This window comes from Cohnella ginsengisoli (assembly GCF_029525555.1).
Taxonomy (GTDB): domain Bacteria; phylum Bacillota; class Bacilli; order Paenibacillales; family Paenibacillaceae; genus Cohnella; species Cohnella ginsengisoli.
The window spans coordinates 1706914-1720735 of the sequence record NZ_JAPDHZ010000002.1 but is presented as its reverse complement, the minus strand read 5'-3'; the positions used below and the strand labels follow the sequence as shown (position 1 = coordinate 1720735).

The following is a 13822-nucleotide window of genomic DNA, read 5'->3' as shown; positions in this document are numbered from 1 at the left end:
TGGCCTGCGGATTGGGAAGGCCGAATCATGCTCGGTTTAGCGGCGCTGGAGCGGGCTACCGGCCGGGCTCCGCTTTATTTGGAAGCGATGCTGGACGCCGTCGACGGTCATTTGAACGACAGGGGCTACTTCGGCGACCTGTATCCCGCGGGCGAGCTGGACGAGCAGCAGTTGTCCGGACATAGCTGGTTTTTGCGGGCGATGTGCGAGATCTACGAAGGAAATCAAGACGAGCGGGCGCTGCGTCATCTCCGGAAGGTCGTCCGGGAGCTGCTGCTGCCTGCAACGGGATATTACCGAACGTACCCCGTCGAACGCGCCGATCGCGACCTGGAGGGAGAAGCGATCGGCGAACCGACCGGCGAGCGGATCGGCAACTGGTATCCGTCTACGGATGTCGGCTGCGCCTTCATTTTGCTGGACGGCGCGACCCACGCTTACCGGGTGCTCCGATGGCCGGAGCTGCGCGCCCTGATCGACGAGATGATCGCGGTATTCCGCACGATCGATTGGACCGGGCTGTCGTTCCAGACCCATGCGACGTTATCTGCGGCCAGAGGCATCGTACGGCACTACGAATCGACGGGAGATCCCGAGTTGCTGCGCCTGGCGAGTCGCATCTACGCGCTGTACGTCCGGGAGGGGATGACGGAAAATTACGCCAACTACAACTGGTTCCGACGTCCGGAATGGACGGAGCCGTGCGCGGTCGTCGATTCGTTCCTGTTGGCCAAGGCGCTGTGGGCGCATACGGGAGAGATGCGTTATCTCGAGGATGCGCATTCGATTCTTTATAACGGGCTGAGCTACGGCCAGCGTCCGAACGGCGGGTTCGGCTGCGACTGCTGCGCAGGGGCGAAGGACGCGTATCTGTCGCCGCGCCGGGATTTGTTCGAAGCGTACTGGTGCTGTTCGATGCGGGGCGGCGACGGCCTGGCGCAGGCCGTGCTGTCTCTGTACGTGGCGGAAGATTGCACGGTCACGCTCCCGTTTTACAACGACAGCGCGTTCTCGGCGGACTGGGCGGGCGGCGGGCGGCTCGCCCTCGAGCAAAAGACGGCTTATCCGTTCGAGGGGAACGTGCGCCTGCGCGTTAGCGAGGCCCGGGGAGCGGAGGCCGTACGGCTTCGGCTGTACGTGCCCTCCTGGTGCGGGGAACGGGAAGCGGAGCTGCTGCTTAACGGCACGCCGTTTGCGTATGCGATCGCGGACGGCTTCGCCGAGCTGACGCGCGTATGGCTGGCCGGCGATACGATTGAATTTCGATTTCCCGTGCCGCTGCGGGCCGAAACCGTACGCAACTCTCGGCATGCCGGCCAGGGACAAGTCATCCGGCACGGCGTGCTGGTGCTCGGGGCAGCGGGGGGCGGCGCGCAGGCGCGGCTGGCGGCGCTCCGCCCGATCGGCCCCGCCGTTTATGAGTCCGAGACGGACGGCACCGTATTCGCCCCGTTGACCGACTTGACCGGCATGAGCGAATCCGACGCGATGGAAGATCGGCGCAGGGTGCTGTTCGAGCTGGACGCGCAAGGCACGCGTGGTTGAGGCAGAAGCATGGTTTGGACCCTCGGGGGGATTGTCTCCGAGGGTTTTTTCTCGACAACATGTACGTACAAGTATATAATGTAAGCGACGTCAGGCATGCAATTGTGTGGACATCTGTCCGCGACGACTCGCGAAAGCGCGAAATAACGATTTGTCTACAGCCATTTTTAAATAAAGGATGTGCGCACATGCTGGAGCAATTAAAAGCGGAAGTATGCCAGGCGAACGCCGAGCTGCCGAAGTACGGACTCGTCACGTTCACCTGGGGCAATGTCAGCGGCTTCGACCGCGAATCCGGCCTGATGGTCATCAAGCCGAGCGGCGTGCCTTACGAAGAGCTTCGGCCGGAGCAGATGGTCGTGCTCGATCTGGAAGGCAACGTCGTCGAAGGCGATCTGCGTCCGTCTTCGGATACGCCGACGCATCTCGTGCTGTACCGCTCGTTTCCCGGCATTGGCGGCATCGTGCATACGCACTCGCCGTGGGCGACGATCTGGTCGCAGGCCGGCCAGGGCATTCCGGCGCTCGGTACGACGCAGGCGGACTACTTTTACGGGACGATCCCGTGCACGCGGGCGATGACGCCGGCGGAGATCGAAGGCGCTTACGAGCACGAGACGGGCAACGTCATCGTCGAGGCGTTCCGCGGGATCGACCCGCAGCAGGTGCCGGGCGTGCTGGTATACAGCCATGCGCCGTTCGCCTGGGGCAAGAACGCCATGAACGCGCTGCACAATGCAGTCGTGCTGGAGGAGGTCGCGAAGATGGCGTACCATACACGGCAGCTGAACGCGGGTATTCCGTCCATGCAGCAGGAGCTGCTCGACAAGCATTATTTGCGCAAGCACGGCGCGAACGCATACTACGGTCAGCCAGGCGACGCGCATTAAGCGTTACGTAAAAAAAGAAGACTTCTGCGCATTCATTCAATCATCCATCCTACGAGGAGGCAATATCATGAGCGCAAAATACGCCATCGGCGTCGACTACGGCACGCAATCGGGCCGCGCGGTGCTCGTCGACCTGTCGAACGGCCACGAGATCGCGGACCACGTCACGCCATACCCGCACGGCGTCATCGACGAGCAGCTGCCGGTCTCCGGCATCAAGCTCGGCCATGACTGGGCGCTGCAGCATCCGGACGATTACCTGGAGGTGCTGCGCCGCTCGGTGCCGGCCGTGCTCGCGGCGTCCGGCGTCGCTGCGGAGGACGTCATCGGCCTCGGCATCGACTTCACGGCCTGCACGATGCTGCTCGTCGACGCGAGCGGCACGCCGCTGTGCTTCAAGGACGAGTGGCGGGACAATCCGCACGGCTGGGTCAAGCTGTGGAAGCATCATGCCGCGCAGGACGAGGCGGACCGCTTGAACGCCATTGCGGCGGAGCGGGGCGAGAAGTTTCTGCCGCGCTACGGCGGCAAGATCTCGTCGGAGTGGATGATCGCCAAGGTGTGGCAGATCCTGAACGAAGCGCCTGAAGTGTACGAGGCGACCGACCTGTTCACGGAAGCGACCGACTGGGTCATCTCGCAGCTGACGGGCGCGTTCGTGCGCAACAGCTGCACGGCCGGCTACAAGTCGATCTGGCATAAGCAAGAGGGCTACCCGAGCCGGGACTTCTTCAAAGCGCTCGATCCGCGGCTTGAAGATCTGACGTCAACGAAGCTGCGCGGCGACATCAAGCCGCTCGGCACGAAGGCCGGCGAATTGACGGCGGAAATGGCTACATTGACGGGCTTGGTCGCGGGCACGGCGATCGCGGTCGGCAACGTAGACGCGCATGCGGCGGTGCCGGCGGTCGGCGTCGTGGACGAAGGCAAGCTGGTCATGGCGATGGGCACGTCGATCTGCCACATGCTGCTCGGCAAGGAAGAAGTCGAAGTCGAAGGCATGTGCGGCGTCGTCGAGGACGGCATCATCGAAGGCTACATGGGCTACGAAGCCGGGCAGTCGGCGGTCGGCGACATCTTCGAATGGTTCGTCGAGGAAGCGGTACCGGCGTACGTGAAGGAAGCGGCGGAAAAAGAAGGAGTCGGCGTGCATCAGTGGCTGACGGAGCGCGCGGCGCAGTACAAGCCGGGCGAGACGGGCCTCGTGGCGCTCGACTGGTGGAACGGCAACCGCTCGGTGCTCGTGGACACGAACCTGACAGGCGTCGTCGTCGGCTACACGCTGCTGACGAAGCCGGAGGAAATGTATCGCACGCTGCTCGAAGCGACGGCGTTCGGGACGCGGACGATTATCGACGCGTTCCATAATAACGGCGTGCCGGTTCACGAAGTGTACGCGTGCGGCGGACTGCCGCAGAAAAACGCGCTGCTCATGCAGATCTACGCGGATGTGACGAACCGGGAGATCAAGGTGGCGGACTCGAAGCAGACGCCGGCGGTCGGGGCTGCGATGTTCGGCGCGGTGGCGGCCGGCGCGGCGAAGGGCGGCTACGACAGCGTCGTCGACGCGGCGAAGGCGATGGCGCGCGTGCGCGAGGAGACGTTTAAGCCGATCCCCGAGAACGTGGCGGTATACGAGCGGCTGTACGCGGAGTACCGGACGCTGCACGACTACTTCGGTCGCGGGGCGAACGACGTCATGAAGCGCCTGAAGGCGCTGAAGGAAGAGGCGTCGAAGTAAGGAAGGTCGGCAAAAAACCGTATTCGCGGCTCCACGTGGGACGCGCGAATACGGTTCTTTGCGTTTAAGGCGTCGCGGCCATGCTCCGGATTGAGCGTTAAGAGATTTTCGCGTGCCGGATCGCGGCCTCGATATAATTTCGAAGCGTCTTGATAAAGGTCCGCATGGCATACCCGACGTACCTGTCGCTGCGGTAGACGAGGCAGATGTCCTGACTCGGCGTGGGTTGGATTAGGCGCAAGGTTCGTATGCCGTCTCGATCCAAATTTTCCAAAAGCAATCGCGGAAGGACGCATGCGCCGAAGCCCTGTTCGACCATGTGCAGCAGGGAGGTCAGCGTGGTCGTTTCCAGATGCGGCTTCACGCGGAAACCCTGCTCCATGCAGGATTGCTCCAGGAGCCTGCGGCATTGATGATCGCCCGGGAACAGAACGAGCTTGAGCGAAGCCAGCTTGGCGAGCGGCACGGCGCTCTCGCTCGCCAGAGGATGCTGGCTGTCCACGGCCAGCGCGAATTCCTCGCGGAACAAGGGGATCGCCGTCAGGCGCTCGTCGGCGACGGGACCGATCGTCACGCCGATATCGATGCTGCGGTCGAGCACCTGCTCCGTCACTTTCATCGTTTCCAGCAGCGATACCGAGACTTGAGGGTAGGCACGGTGGAAATCGAGCAGCAGCGCGTTGAACAGCAGGTCCGCGTCTCCGGGCAAAACGCCGATGGAGATCGCCCCGCCTTGCTTGTGCTTCAAGTCGGCGATGGCGTCGCCCGCCTGTCGCAGATGCCTCAGGACGGCCGTGCCATGCTCCCGCAGAATCGCGCCGGCGTCGGTGAGCGCGATTTTTCTGCCGACGCGGTCGAACAGCAGCATGCCGAGCTCCTCTTCCAACGCCCGAATTTGCTGGCTGATATTCGGCGCGCTCACGCCCATCCGCTCGGCTGCCCGCGAGAAGTGCAGCTCCTCGCAGACCGCCATAAAATATTGAAGCTGCTTCAGCTCCATCCCCGTTCCCGCCTTCCGATCGCAAACTTATGGAACCGATCTCGCAGTCCGTCATTTTATTTTGAACTGCGCGCTTCGCGGATGTCAACGCCAGATCGTTAAGTTTCGCTTAACGATTCGATAAGGACGGCTGCATTGATGACGCGTGCGACCGGACTTAAACTAGGGTCAGATTCAGATCCCGCTCATTCGCCGAGGAGGTATGATCCATGTCCCAGATTATCATCGATTCCGCCAAGACCGTTCGCCGGTTGTCCATGGATGCGGTAGAAGCCATTCCCGAATCGCTGTTCGACGTTCGTCCCGTAGGCTTCAACAACACGATTCGCTGGAACGTCGGCCATCTCGTCTACTGGATGGACGCGTACCGGTCGCTCTGCTTTTCCGCCGAGTCGGCTATTCCGTCCGCTTATGCCGCCTTCTTTAACTCCGGCACGAAGCCCGCGGATTGGACCGCGGCGCCGCCGGACAAGGAGGAGCTCCTCGATCTGATGGCGCGCCAGCTTGCCTCCTTCGACGAGATCGCTCCGGAAAGGCTGAACGAGCCGCTGCCGTCGCCATTGCAGTTCGGACCGCTGACGTTCCGCCTCGCCGGCGAGCTGTTCAACTTCGGCCTGATGCATGAATCGATGCACCTGGCGACTTGCGGGAGTCTGGCCAAGGCGGCAAGCGTCCGATCGGCGGGCGGCGTATCCGCTTCATGAAGTCCAAAGGGCGGTGAAGAATAGTTGGCAGCCGCTCGAAAAAGATCGCCTTCCCCTAAGCCTTTCTGGTTGGGTGAGGGCGATCTTCTTATTTTGTGCGGCAGGCCTTTATTGCGCGAGCGAGAATCGCGATGTCGACGCGCCGTTTAATAATCGAACGAGAAGCTTGAAGAGAGGCCATACTGCGAGATGGCCTTTTTTGATATGGATCATCGCCCAGAGGCCTTCCGCGGACGATTCGCCGCCGGCTCCGCGGTTGACCGTCGGCACGCCGCCGTTGACGGTGATGCCGTCGAACACGGCCCCCCTGGCCTTTATACGTCCCCGTGCCGGGAGCCCCGTCATACATTTCCGCAAGCGCGTTGTTATTGCCGATGAACCAGGTCGCCACTCGTTTCGCATATTCGAGGTATTGCGTGCGCTTGGCCGCCGCATCCGCCCGCCCCGAGAGGTAATAAGCTTCGGCAAGCGCCTTGAGCCCGACGACGAGCGAGGAGTTCTGGTAGGCGAACTGCGCGGAATTGGTATGGAACTGCGCGTTCCAGCCGTTGATCTGCGTGATCCGCTCCTTGGTGCGGCTGAAGTTGTTGACGCCGTCGATATAGTGATAAGCTTCGAGGCCGTAGAAGTTGTCCGCCGAATAAGTAATGATATCCAGCAAGCCGTTCAGTTGCGCCGGCGTTTGGCCGATCGAGCGCTTCATCGCGTACACATTGGAGAGGGCGTAGATTTGAAGTTCGCCCCAAGCGTACCAATTGCCGGCGGTCGCGTCGTCGACGAAGATACCGTTTCTCCAATCGGTCGTGTGAAGCTGCTTGGCGGTGATGCTGTTCAGAAGCACGTCGATCTGCGCGTAAAGAGTACTCTGTGACGGACGGTCGTCATTGGTCGCGGTCGTGTTGCCGTTGGCCGGAAGGACGGGGGTATAAGTGCCGTAATCCGTCGTGCCGTACAGCAGCCTGTAATAATCGGTGAATGCGATGAGCAGAGTGCTGGCCATCTTCGAGTCGAAGCCCGTCAAGTTGTAAGCGAGCACGTTATTCATCATGCGCTGGATATGATTTTCGAGGAATTTGGCGAAATAGAGCTGGTCGGCGGTCAGCGAACCGTTCGTGTATTTGAGCTTTTGCAGCATGTGCAGCCCTTTGACCATCGCCCACAAATTACGCGCGTCGTCGAGCCCGATCTCGTGCGTGCTGGTGGTCCAGGTCTTCTTGATGCCGGTCTTGTAGCCGGTGACGCCGCCCGATGCGGTCGTATAGAGCGGACCGTCGTAGACGGGGGCGATATCGGCGCCTGTCGGATCTCGCAGGTCGTCCATGTAAATCGAGTATTTCGGATGCGAGATAAAGGGCGGGGCGGCGACAGGTTGGTTTGAGTCGTTCTTCAAAATGTGAGAAGGGTCCGAGGCGGCATCCATCCAGTCGCCGTTCGGCAGCGCGGACGGATACTGCGTGCGCTTGACGAACTCCGACCGGTACATAAAGTGCTTGTCGACGCCCTGCTGCACCGGGTCCCAGCCGAACAGCGCGGGCGCGTCCAGCCAGGCGAAATTGTATACCTTGCCGCTTAAAGTCGTCATATAGGCCGTAAACGTGAGCAGATCCCGCGCGCTTTGATAGGACGTCAGGTTGCCGTTCAGCAAGTAATCGTCTGCAAGCGCGATAGCCGCCCGGGCAGAATCGTCGACGGCGCTGGCGCCTTCCGCCATATCCTGCGTGTAATTCCAGCCGTTCGCCAGCCAGTTGCCGTTTTTCTCCGTCGCATAGAGGACGAGGGATTCCATGGGCCAGCTATTGACGGCCGCGTAACCGCCGCTGCCGAGCACCGTGTCGTAATAGGCGCTATCCGGCCAGGACACGCCGTGTTGATTGGTTCGTTGGCCGTTGCCGTTACCGAGCGTATAGGTAAAGCCGGTAGTGGCCGTGTGCGAAGTCACCGTTTGCCAGTTAAGGTGCGCGAAGTTGACGGGAAAGTTGGCGAAGTCGACGGTTTTGGTGGCCGCGTGAGCGGAAGGGGCATAGCCTGCGAGCAGCGAACCTGCCATGGTGACGGCGAGCGCCTTGTTCGAATGCTTCATAATCGGAATCCTCCTTTGATTGCGCTCTCAATTGTGGATAGGCAGGCGTTGGAAACCTCCTGGTGAACATATCACGCCTTATAATTTCTTTCTGTAAGTGTTTCATTTTATTTTCGATTATATCTTAAAGTTTGCGGCTCGAAAACGTCAAGCTCTCTTTGTTAAATCCCTGACCATGCAAGTCTAAATCTTTTTTTTGTGAATGAATTTGTAAGACTTTCATGATCGGTGCTATACTGAAACAAAAACGGGAGTTACGAATCGATGAACATTTACGATATCGCCAAAGAAGCGGGGGGTTTCTATCGCCACCGTATCCCGCGTGATGAATAAGCCGGAGGCCGTCAACGTCAAGACGCGCGATCGCGTGCTCCAGATTATGGACCGGCATAATTTCTCGCCCAAGCTCGGCGCCTCCGTGCAGCGGCCCAAGGAGCTGGCCTTTTTTTACGTCGACGCGGTCGCTTCCCGTGGAGAGCAGCATCATTTCCGGCATCGGCGAGGTTGCGTTCGCCGAGCGGATGAGCGTGAAGCTGTGCGCGCTGGAGGATGTGCCGAAGAAAAAGGAAGATCTCCAGGCCTACTTTGCGGAGAAAGGGATCGGGGGCGCGATCTTTACGACCGTTCCCTATACGGAGGAGCATTTTGCCGAGCTGGCATCGGCGGTGCCGGCCGTACTCGTATTCAACCGGCTGCAATCGGCCAAGGTGCCCAGCATTCGAGCCGACCATCGCAAGGGCGGCTATGCCGCCATCCAGCATTTGGCCGCCATGGGACATGCCCATATCGCGATCGTCGACGAGTTCACGTCGACGGATCATTACGAACGGCTCGCTGGAGCAAGAGAGGCGGCGGCAGATTGCGGGCTGCGGGACTTCGGCGAAGAGCATCTGATTCGCGTGCGGGATCTCGAAGACGCGGACCGTTGCGCGCAGATCGATCACTACCTGTCCCGCTACCCGTCTACGACGGCGCTGTTCGTGGCGAACGATCATTTCGTGCCGACGCTCTACAGACATTTTCGCATCAAAGGCGTGCGGATTCCCGAAGCGCTCTCGATCGTCGGCGCAGACGACGTGCCGGGCAGCGCCGACCTGTTCCCTCCGCTGACGACCATCCGGCAGCCCGTAAAGCAGATGAGCATGGCCGCGGCCCGCTATCTGATCGACCGCATGCAGGGCGCCGTGCATGCGACGGAGCCGCTTGACGAAGTGTACGACGTGCAGCTCGTCGTCCGGGCCTCCACCCGGATACTGGAGCGTGAAGCGCGTGATTAGGCGGCGTGCTCTCCGGAAAACCGAATCACTGAAGCACGAGCAGCCGGGCCGCGAGGTCCGGCTATTTTCAGCAACTATCGGATGACAACTCGCAGTCTCGCGGAAAAATAACTGCCTTCTAGCAACTGTTCGTCGCCGCCCGCCGTTTTCTAGCCCAGCCTCCAATCTGCTTGCAAACCTCCTGTGATCGGGCAACTATCCACCGCCCAGCCACACACCGCACAAAGACAAATCGGCCAACTACCACCCGCCACTTCCCGCCCGCCAACCGCACACAGATAAAAGGCGCGCGGATCAGCACCGTTCCCTCAAGGCCGGCCGATGCACCTGCACGTCGAATTTCGGTTGGAGCGGGTTCGAAAGCAGCAGGCACAGCAAACGAAGACGCGATCGCGGAGGACAGCAGCGAAAGGCAAGTTAATCGGACGGTACCGGATTAGCGCCAACTGTGTCTGTTTGCGCGAGATTAAATAGTTAGTTTGTAAAGGGCGTTTAATTTGGCGACTTTTGCGGTTTTGGAGCGATATCCGGACAATCGGAGGCCGTACGAACGACATCTGGAGAATCGCGGACCTGTGAGTGCGAGCGGAATAAGGAAACATCGTCCGCGGGCTGCGCGGCCTTTACGCGCTAATCGTCAGGTTAATGGGCGTTCTCGGCTTTTTCCAAGCGAACAGATCGGTTGACAGCGGAAAGATAATGAATCTATAATCAAAATGTAAGTTGATATGTAAGACTTACAGTAAGTTATAGGGATGACTTGCGTTGTACACTGCTCCACGCATCTGATTTCGTTTTCCGTTCCTGTCTGTAAGCGGATTCATGTCTTGCCTAGCCATGCAAACAAACGAAGGAGGGTATCTTGTGCTGCGCAAATGGACATCCGGCACGTTAGCCATCGCAATCGCGGCCGCATTGGCATTACCGTCGGGAGCATGGGACCATTCCCGCGCATCGGCGGCCGAGAAGTCTATTGTCTACGACATGCCGAACGCAAACTTTGAATCTCCGCTCGCGGGTACTTGGGATAGCGCCGGCGACACGAAAACGGAGCATTATCTCGCCATGGAGCCGGGCAGCGCCGTCTGGCAGGGCATCCCGGTGACGAACGACGACAAAGGTCCGGCCGTCGGCGATGTCGTATACGGCGAGGTGGAGGCGACGGTAAGCGCCGACGCGGACGTCGACGCGAATGTCATGCTGCGGATCAATGACGGCGGACCGGCGCTGGCGGAGGTCAACGATCTCTCGGATGCCGCGAGAGGGGAGACCGTCAAGCTGACGACAAAAACGATCCATGCCGAAGGTAAAATCGGTGCGGGCAAGCCGGTCGTCTACGTGGAGCTTCACAACGATACCAATGGCGAGATCGACGTCCATCGCGTCAAGCTGTGGGGCGTGAGGGGGAGACGGCACGCGGGTGGAATACCCGGTCGCCAACCCCGACTTCGCCGCTCCGCTGGGCAGCGCTGCGGACTGGTCGAGCGGCGGCGCCGTCACGCGCAAGTCTGCGCTGGTCATGCAGCCGGGCTCCGCCGCATGGCGGAATCTCCCGGTCGGAAGCGGCGAACGCCAGCCGCATGCCGGCGACAAGCCGGCCGTCTCGCTCCGGCTGATGCTTCATCCGGACGCGACGCGGACGTCCGCCGTGACGGCCCGCGTGAACGACGGCGCGAACACGCTGCTCGAGATCTCGGATCTGTCCGCCGTGAAGCGCGGCGCCTGGCGCGTCGTCCGCGACGAATCGGGTCGGCCCGTCCCCGAAGGCAAGGCCGGGCTCTGGGTCGAGCTGCACAACGACAATACCGCGCCGATCCGCGTGACGGACGTCCAGGTGTCGGCCATGCGGGAAGACCGCAGCTACGATCTCGACGGCAGCGGCAGCGTGGACGCGGCGGACCTCGCCTTTTTGCAGACGAAAATCAAACAGGGCAGGCTGATCGCGGAGCTGGACTACGACGGGGACGGCCAATTGACGGGCAAGGACGCCTCCTTTTTCCGGAAATTCGCGTTGAGGGATTCTGCCGAAGTGTATGCCAACTTCGATCATTTTCGGTTCATGAACGAGAAAATCGAGATCGACGGCATTCCGATGTTCATCTCCCATCTGTACGCAGAGCCCGTCGACCGGAGCGATCTCGGCCAAGGCTACAAGTGGGTCGGTGATCCGCAGGAGGGCGTTGCCGCGCTCGACGACGTCGCCCGCGCCGTCCTCGTCTATGTCGAGCATTACAGGACGTACGGCGACGCGTACAGCTACGACATGATCAAGCGCGGCCTGTCGTTCGCCATGTGGATGCAGTCGCCGGAGGGCGACTTCGACAACTTCGTCGCCGAGGATGCCCAAGGGAAACTGTATAAAAAGGACAGCCATTCCTCGTTCACCGGCTTCGGCTTCTGGGCGGTCCGCGCCTACGAGGCGATGGCGGCGGCGCTGCCTGCGCTCGAGGCCAAGGACGCGGCATTCGCCGCGAAGGTGCGGACGCGGGCGGCGCTCTGTCTCGAGCGCGTCCGGCAGCTGGTAATGCCGCTTTACGGCACGTACGACAACGTTGACGGCAAAAAAGCGCCCGCATGGCTGCTGCAGCGCGACAACTGGCTGAGCTCGGCCGCGATCTCGGCGCTGGCGCAGCATCAGGAGGCGCTGCCTGCCGGGACGCAGAAAAACACCTCGCTTGCGCTCGTCCGGATGCTCGGCGAAGGTCTGGCGATGTCGCAGGAAGGCGACTTCATTACGTATCCGCTCTCCGCGTTCCTGCACAGCGACGGCACCTGGTATGAATGGGGCAGCACGCAGATAAAGGCGATGGCGATCGCCGGGCAGCTGAGCGGGAGGAGCGATTGGATCCAGGCGGCCGAGCAGGCGGCGGACAGCTTCCTGAGCGACCTGCTGATCTCGGGCAGGGCTTATCGGCAGTCGCCGAACAAGGCGGTTTATCCGCAGATTAATTACGGCACGGCGAGCTACGTTGAAAATCTGCTGGCGCTTTACGGGGTGACAGGCAAGACGAAGTACGCCGAGATGGCCGGCATCGCGGCGGCCTGGTGGACCGGCGATACGCGCGACGGCGTCGCCATGTTCGACCAGACGACCGGCGCGGCGTTCGACGGCGTTACGGACAGCGGCGTGAATACGAACAGCGGCGCCGAGTCGGTCGACGAAGCGCTGCGGGCGATTTTGCGGATCAAGCGGGTGCCGGCCGCCGCGCGTCTGATGACGGCGTCGAAGGCAGAGAGCCGCGGCGTTCAGACATTGGAGGCGGAGCAGCTCTATCGGCAAGGCGCCGGAGACGACGAAGCGATTCCCGTGGCGGATGCCGGTTTGAACGATCCGGCGCGGGCGCTCCGCAAGCAAAGCAACGCTCCGAGCACCGACGAAGCTGCCGTCTATGCGGATGCGACATCGATAGATGCCGAAGCGGAAATATACCCCGGCTGGTTCGGCAAGCGGGCGATCTTCGTGGAGGCGACGGGGCACGACAACGTGCGGATCTACGGCGACGGCTACTTGTATCGCGATGTGCCGGTCGGCGGCGCGGACGGGCTTCGGCCAGGCGACTCCGTCAAGCTGGACTTTGCGGCGATGCTGCAGTTCGATACCGACCTTGCGGCGGAGGTGCTGGCGGTCGACGCGCAAGGCCAAACGACGCTGCTCGCCGACGACAGCGCGATGACGTACGCCAGCCGCACCTGGTACTCGGGACAGTCGACGGTCAAGACGACGCCAAAAGCGCAAATACCGGAAGGGACGGCCAAGCTGCGCATCCGCTTCTCCAATGCGTCGACGAATCCGCTGCCGCACGAAGGCTACGCGACGGTCACGCTGACCAAGCTCTACAGGATGAGCGTGCCGGAGATCCGGTACGGCAGTCCGTCGCTGTCGCAGGGCAGCTACGTGCGGATGACGGCAGACGAGAGCCGAAGCTTCGCCGTCGAGGTGCCGGGCTCGGGCGAATACGACGTGTACGCGAGCGTCATTCAGCGTTCGCCGAGCAAAGCTGCCACATTGTCGGCTGCGCTGAACGGGGCTGCGCCGATGAAAACGACGCTGGCCGGGACGGACGGGCAAATCGCCATTATCCGGCTCGGGTCCGTCAATCTGGCAAAGGGAGCAGGTACGCTCGTTCTGAAAAGCGTCGGCGCCGAAGCGGAGCTCGATGCCGTGTATTTGTATCCCGTCGAAACCTCTGTCACGTACCGCGCCCTGGACGGCAGCCTGCGCACGATCGTCCGCGACAGCCGCAGCCGCAGCCTGATCGCCGGCGAGCCGGCGGCGGTAGCGGCGCGCGATCGCGTCGTCGTCGCGTCGGTCAAGGCCGAGGGCGAGGGCCGAATCGTTCGGGTGGAAGGAACGGTCCGGACGGCCGGCGGCAAGGCGGCAAGCAAAGCCGACGTTCGCGTTGCGATCGGCGGCATCGCGCAAGAGGAGCGGGTTCGCACGGATGCGAACGGCCGGTTCAAGGCGGTGCTCCATCTGACGAAGGGCTGGCAGGGAGGCTTATACCGGGTGGAGGCAACGACGGGCACGGGATCGGGCACCGAACGGATCGCGCTGGCGGGCGACAAGAAGAAGGGATGAGGAAAG

At 61.6% G+C, this 13822-nt stretch carries 9 protein-coding genes and 1 pseudogene; 7 read left to right on the top strand and 3 right to left on the bottom strand.

The window, feature by feature from the left end:
* The first annotated feature begins 27 nt into the window (after window positions 1–27).
* The 3 genes from OMP38_RS08245 (at window position 28) to OMP38_RS08235 (ending at window position 4176) form a co-directional block, all read left to right on the top strand.
* A complete protein-coding gene (locus OMP38_RS08245; protein ID WP_277564647.1) occupies window positions 28–1545 on the top strand; it encodes a glycoside hydrolase family protein in 1518 nt (505 codons plus the stop codon).
* 188 nt (window positions 1546–1733) lie between these two features.
* Complete coding sequence (gene araD / locus OMP38_RS08240) at window positions 1734–2435, top strand: L-ribulose-5-phosphate 4-epimerase (protein ID WP_277564646.1); 702 nt, start codon at window positions 1734–1736, stop codon at window positions 2433–2435.
* Window positions 2436–2502: 67 nt separating this feature from the next.
* Window positions 2503–4176: a ribulokinase gene (locus tag OMP38_RS08235; RefSeq protein ID WP_277564645.1), complete on the top strand. Its 1674-nt coding sequence runs from the start codon at window positions 2503–2505 to the stop codon at window positions 4174–4176.
* A gap of 97 nt (window positions 4177–4273) precedes the next feature.
* Here the strand turns inward: OMP38_RS08235 and OMP38_RS08230 are convergent, their stop codons facing one another.
* Window positions 4274–5176 carry a LysR family transcriptional regulator gene (locus OMP38_RS08230; RefSeq protein ID WP_277564644.1) on the bottom strand — a complete coding sequence of 301 codons (903 nt, stop codon included), beginning with the start codon at window positions 5174–5176 and terminating at the stop codon, window positions 4274–4276.
* Window positions 5177–5385: 209 nt separating this feature from the next.
* Between OMP38_RS08230 and OMP38_RS08225 the strand changes: the two genes are divergently transcribed.
* Window positions 5386–5880, top strand: coding sequence for a DinB family protein (locus tag OMP38_RS08225; RefSeq protein WP_277564643.1), 495 nt, complete (start codon window positions 5386–5388; stop codon window positions 5878–5880).
* Between the two features lie 88 nt (window positions 5881–5968).
* Here the strand turns inward: OMP38_RS08225 and OMP38_RS08220 are convergent, their stop codons facing one another.
* Window positions 5969–7960 (bottom strand): hypothetical protein, encoded by a 1992-nt coding sequence (locus OMP38_RS08220; RefSeq protein ID WP_277564642.1) that lies wholly within the window; start codon window positions 7958–7960, stop codon window positions 5969–5971.
* A gap of 277 nt (window positions 7961–8237) precedes the next feature.
* Between OMP38_RS08220 and OMP38_RS35675 the strand changes: the two are divergent.
* Both OMP38_RS35675 and OMP38_RS08215 read left to right on the top strand, forming a co-directional pair.
* Window positions 8238–8351 (top strand): annotated as a pseudogene (locus OMP38_RS35675) (LacI family DNA-binding transcriptional regulator); the annotation flags it as partial.
* A gap of 79 nt (window positions 8352–8430) precedes the next feature.
* Window positions 8431–9237: a LacI family DNA-binding transcriptional regulator gene (locus OMP38_RS08215; RefSeq protein WP_277564641.1), complete on the top strand. Its 807-nt coding sequence runs from the start codon at window positions 8431–8433 to the stop codon at window positions 9235–9237.
* A 1055-nt stretch (window positions 9238–10292) separates the two neighbouring features.
* Here the strand turns inward: OMP38_RS08215 and OMP38_RS08210 are convergent.
* Window positions 10293–10562: a hypothetical protein gene (locus OMP38_RS08210; RefSeq protein ID WP_277564640.1), complete on the bottom strand. Its 270-nt coding sequence runs from the start codon at window positions 10560–10562 to the stop codon at window positions 10293–10295.
* 95 nt (window positions 10563–10657) lie between these two features.
* On the opposite strand from OMP38_RS08210, the gene OMP38_RS08205 reads away from it, so the two are divergent.
* Complete coding sequence (locus tag OMP38_RS08205) at window positions 10658–13816, top strand: EF-hand domain-containing protein (RefSeq protein WP_277564639.1); 3159 nt, start codon at window positions 10658–10660, stop codon at window positions 13814–13816.
* Window positions 13817–13822 lie beyond the last annotated feature (6 nt).

Bases quoted from the DNA above. Each gene is read 5' to 3' on its own strand.
- OMP38_RS08220 (WP_277564642.1), bottom strand. From the start codon at position 7,960: ATGAAGCATTCGAACAAGGCGCTCGCCGTCACCATGGCAGGTTCGCTG.
- OMP38_RS08225 (WP_277564643.1), top strand. From the start codon at position 5,386: ATGTCCCAGATTATCATCGATTCCGCCAAGACCGTTCGCCGGTTGTCC.
- araD (WP_277564646.1), top strand. From the start codon at position 1,734: ATGCTGGAGCAATTAAAAGCGGAAGTATGCCAGGCGAACGCCGAGCTG.
- OMP38_RS08235 (WP_277564645.1), top strand. From the start codon at position 2,503: ATGAGCGCAAAATACGCCATCGGCGTCGACTACGGCACGCAATCGGGC.
- OMP38_RS08230 (WP_277564644.1), bottom strand. From the start codon at position 5,176: ATGGAGCTGAAGCAGCTTCAATATTTTATGGCGGTCTGCGAGGAGCTG.
- OMP38_RS08245 (WP_277564647.1), top strand. From the start codon at position 28: ATGCTCGGTTTAGCGGCGCTGGAGCGGGCTACCGGCCGGGCTCCGCTT.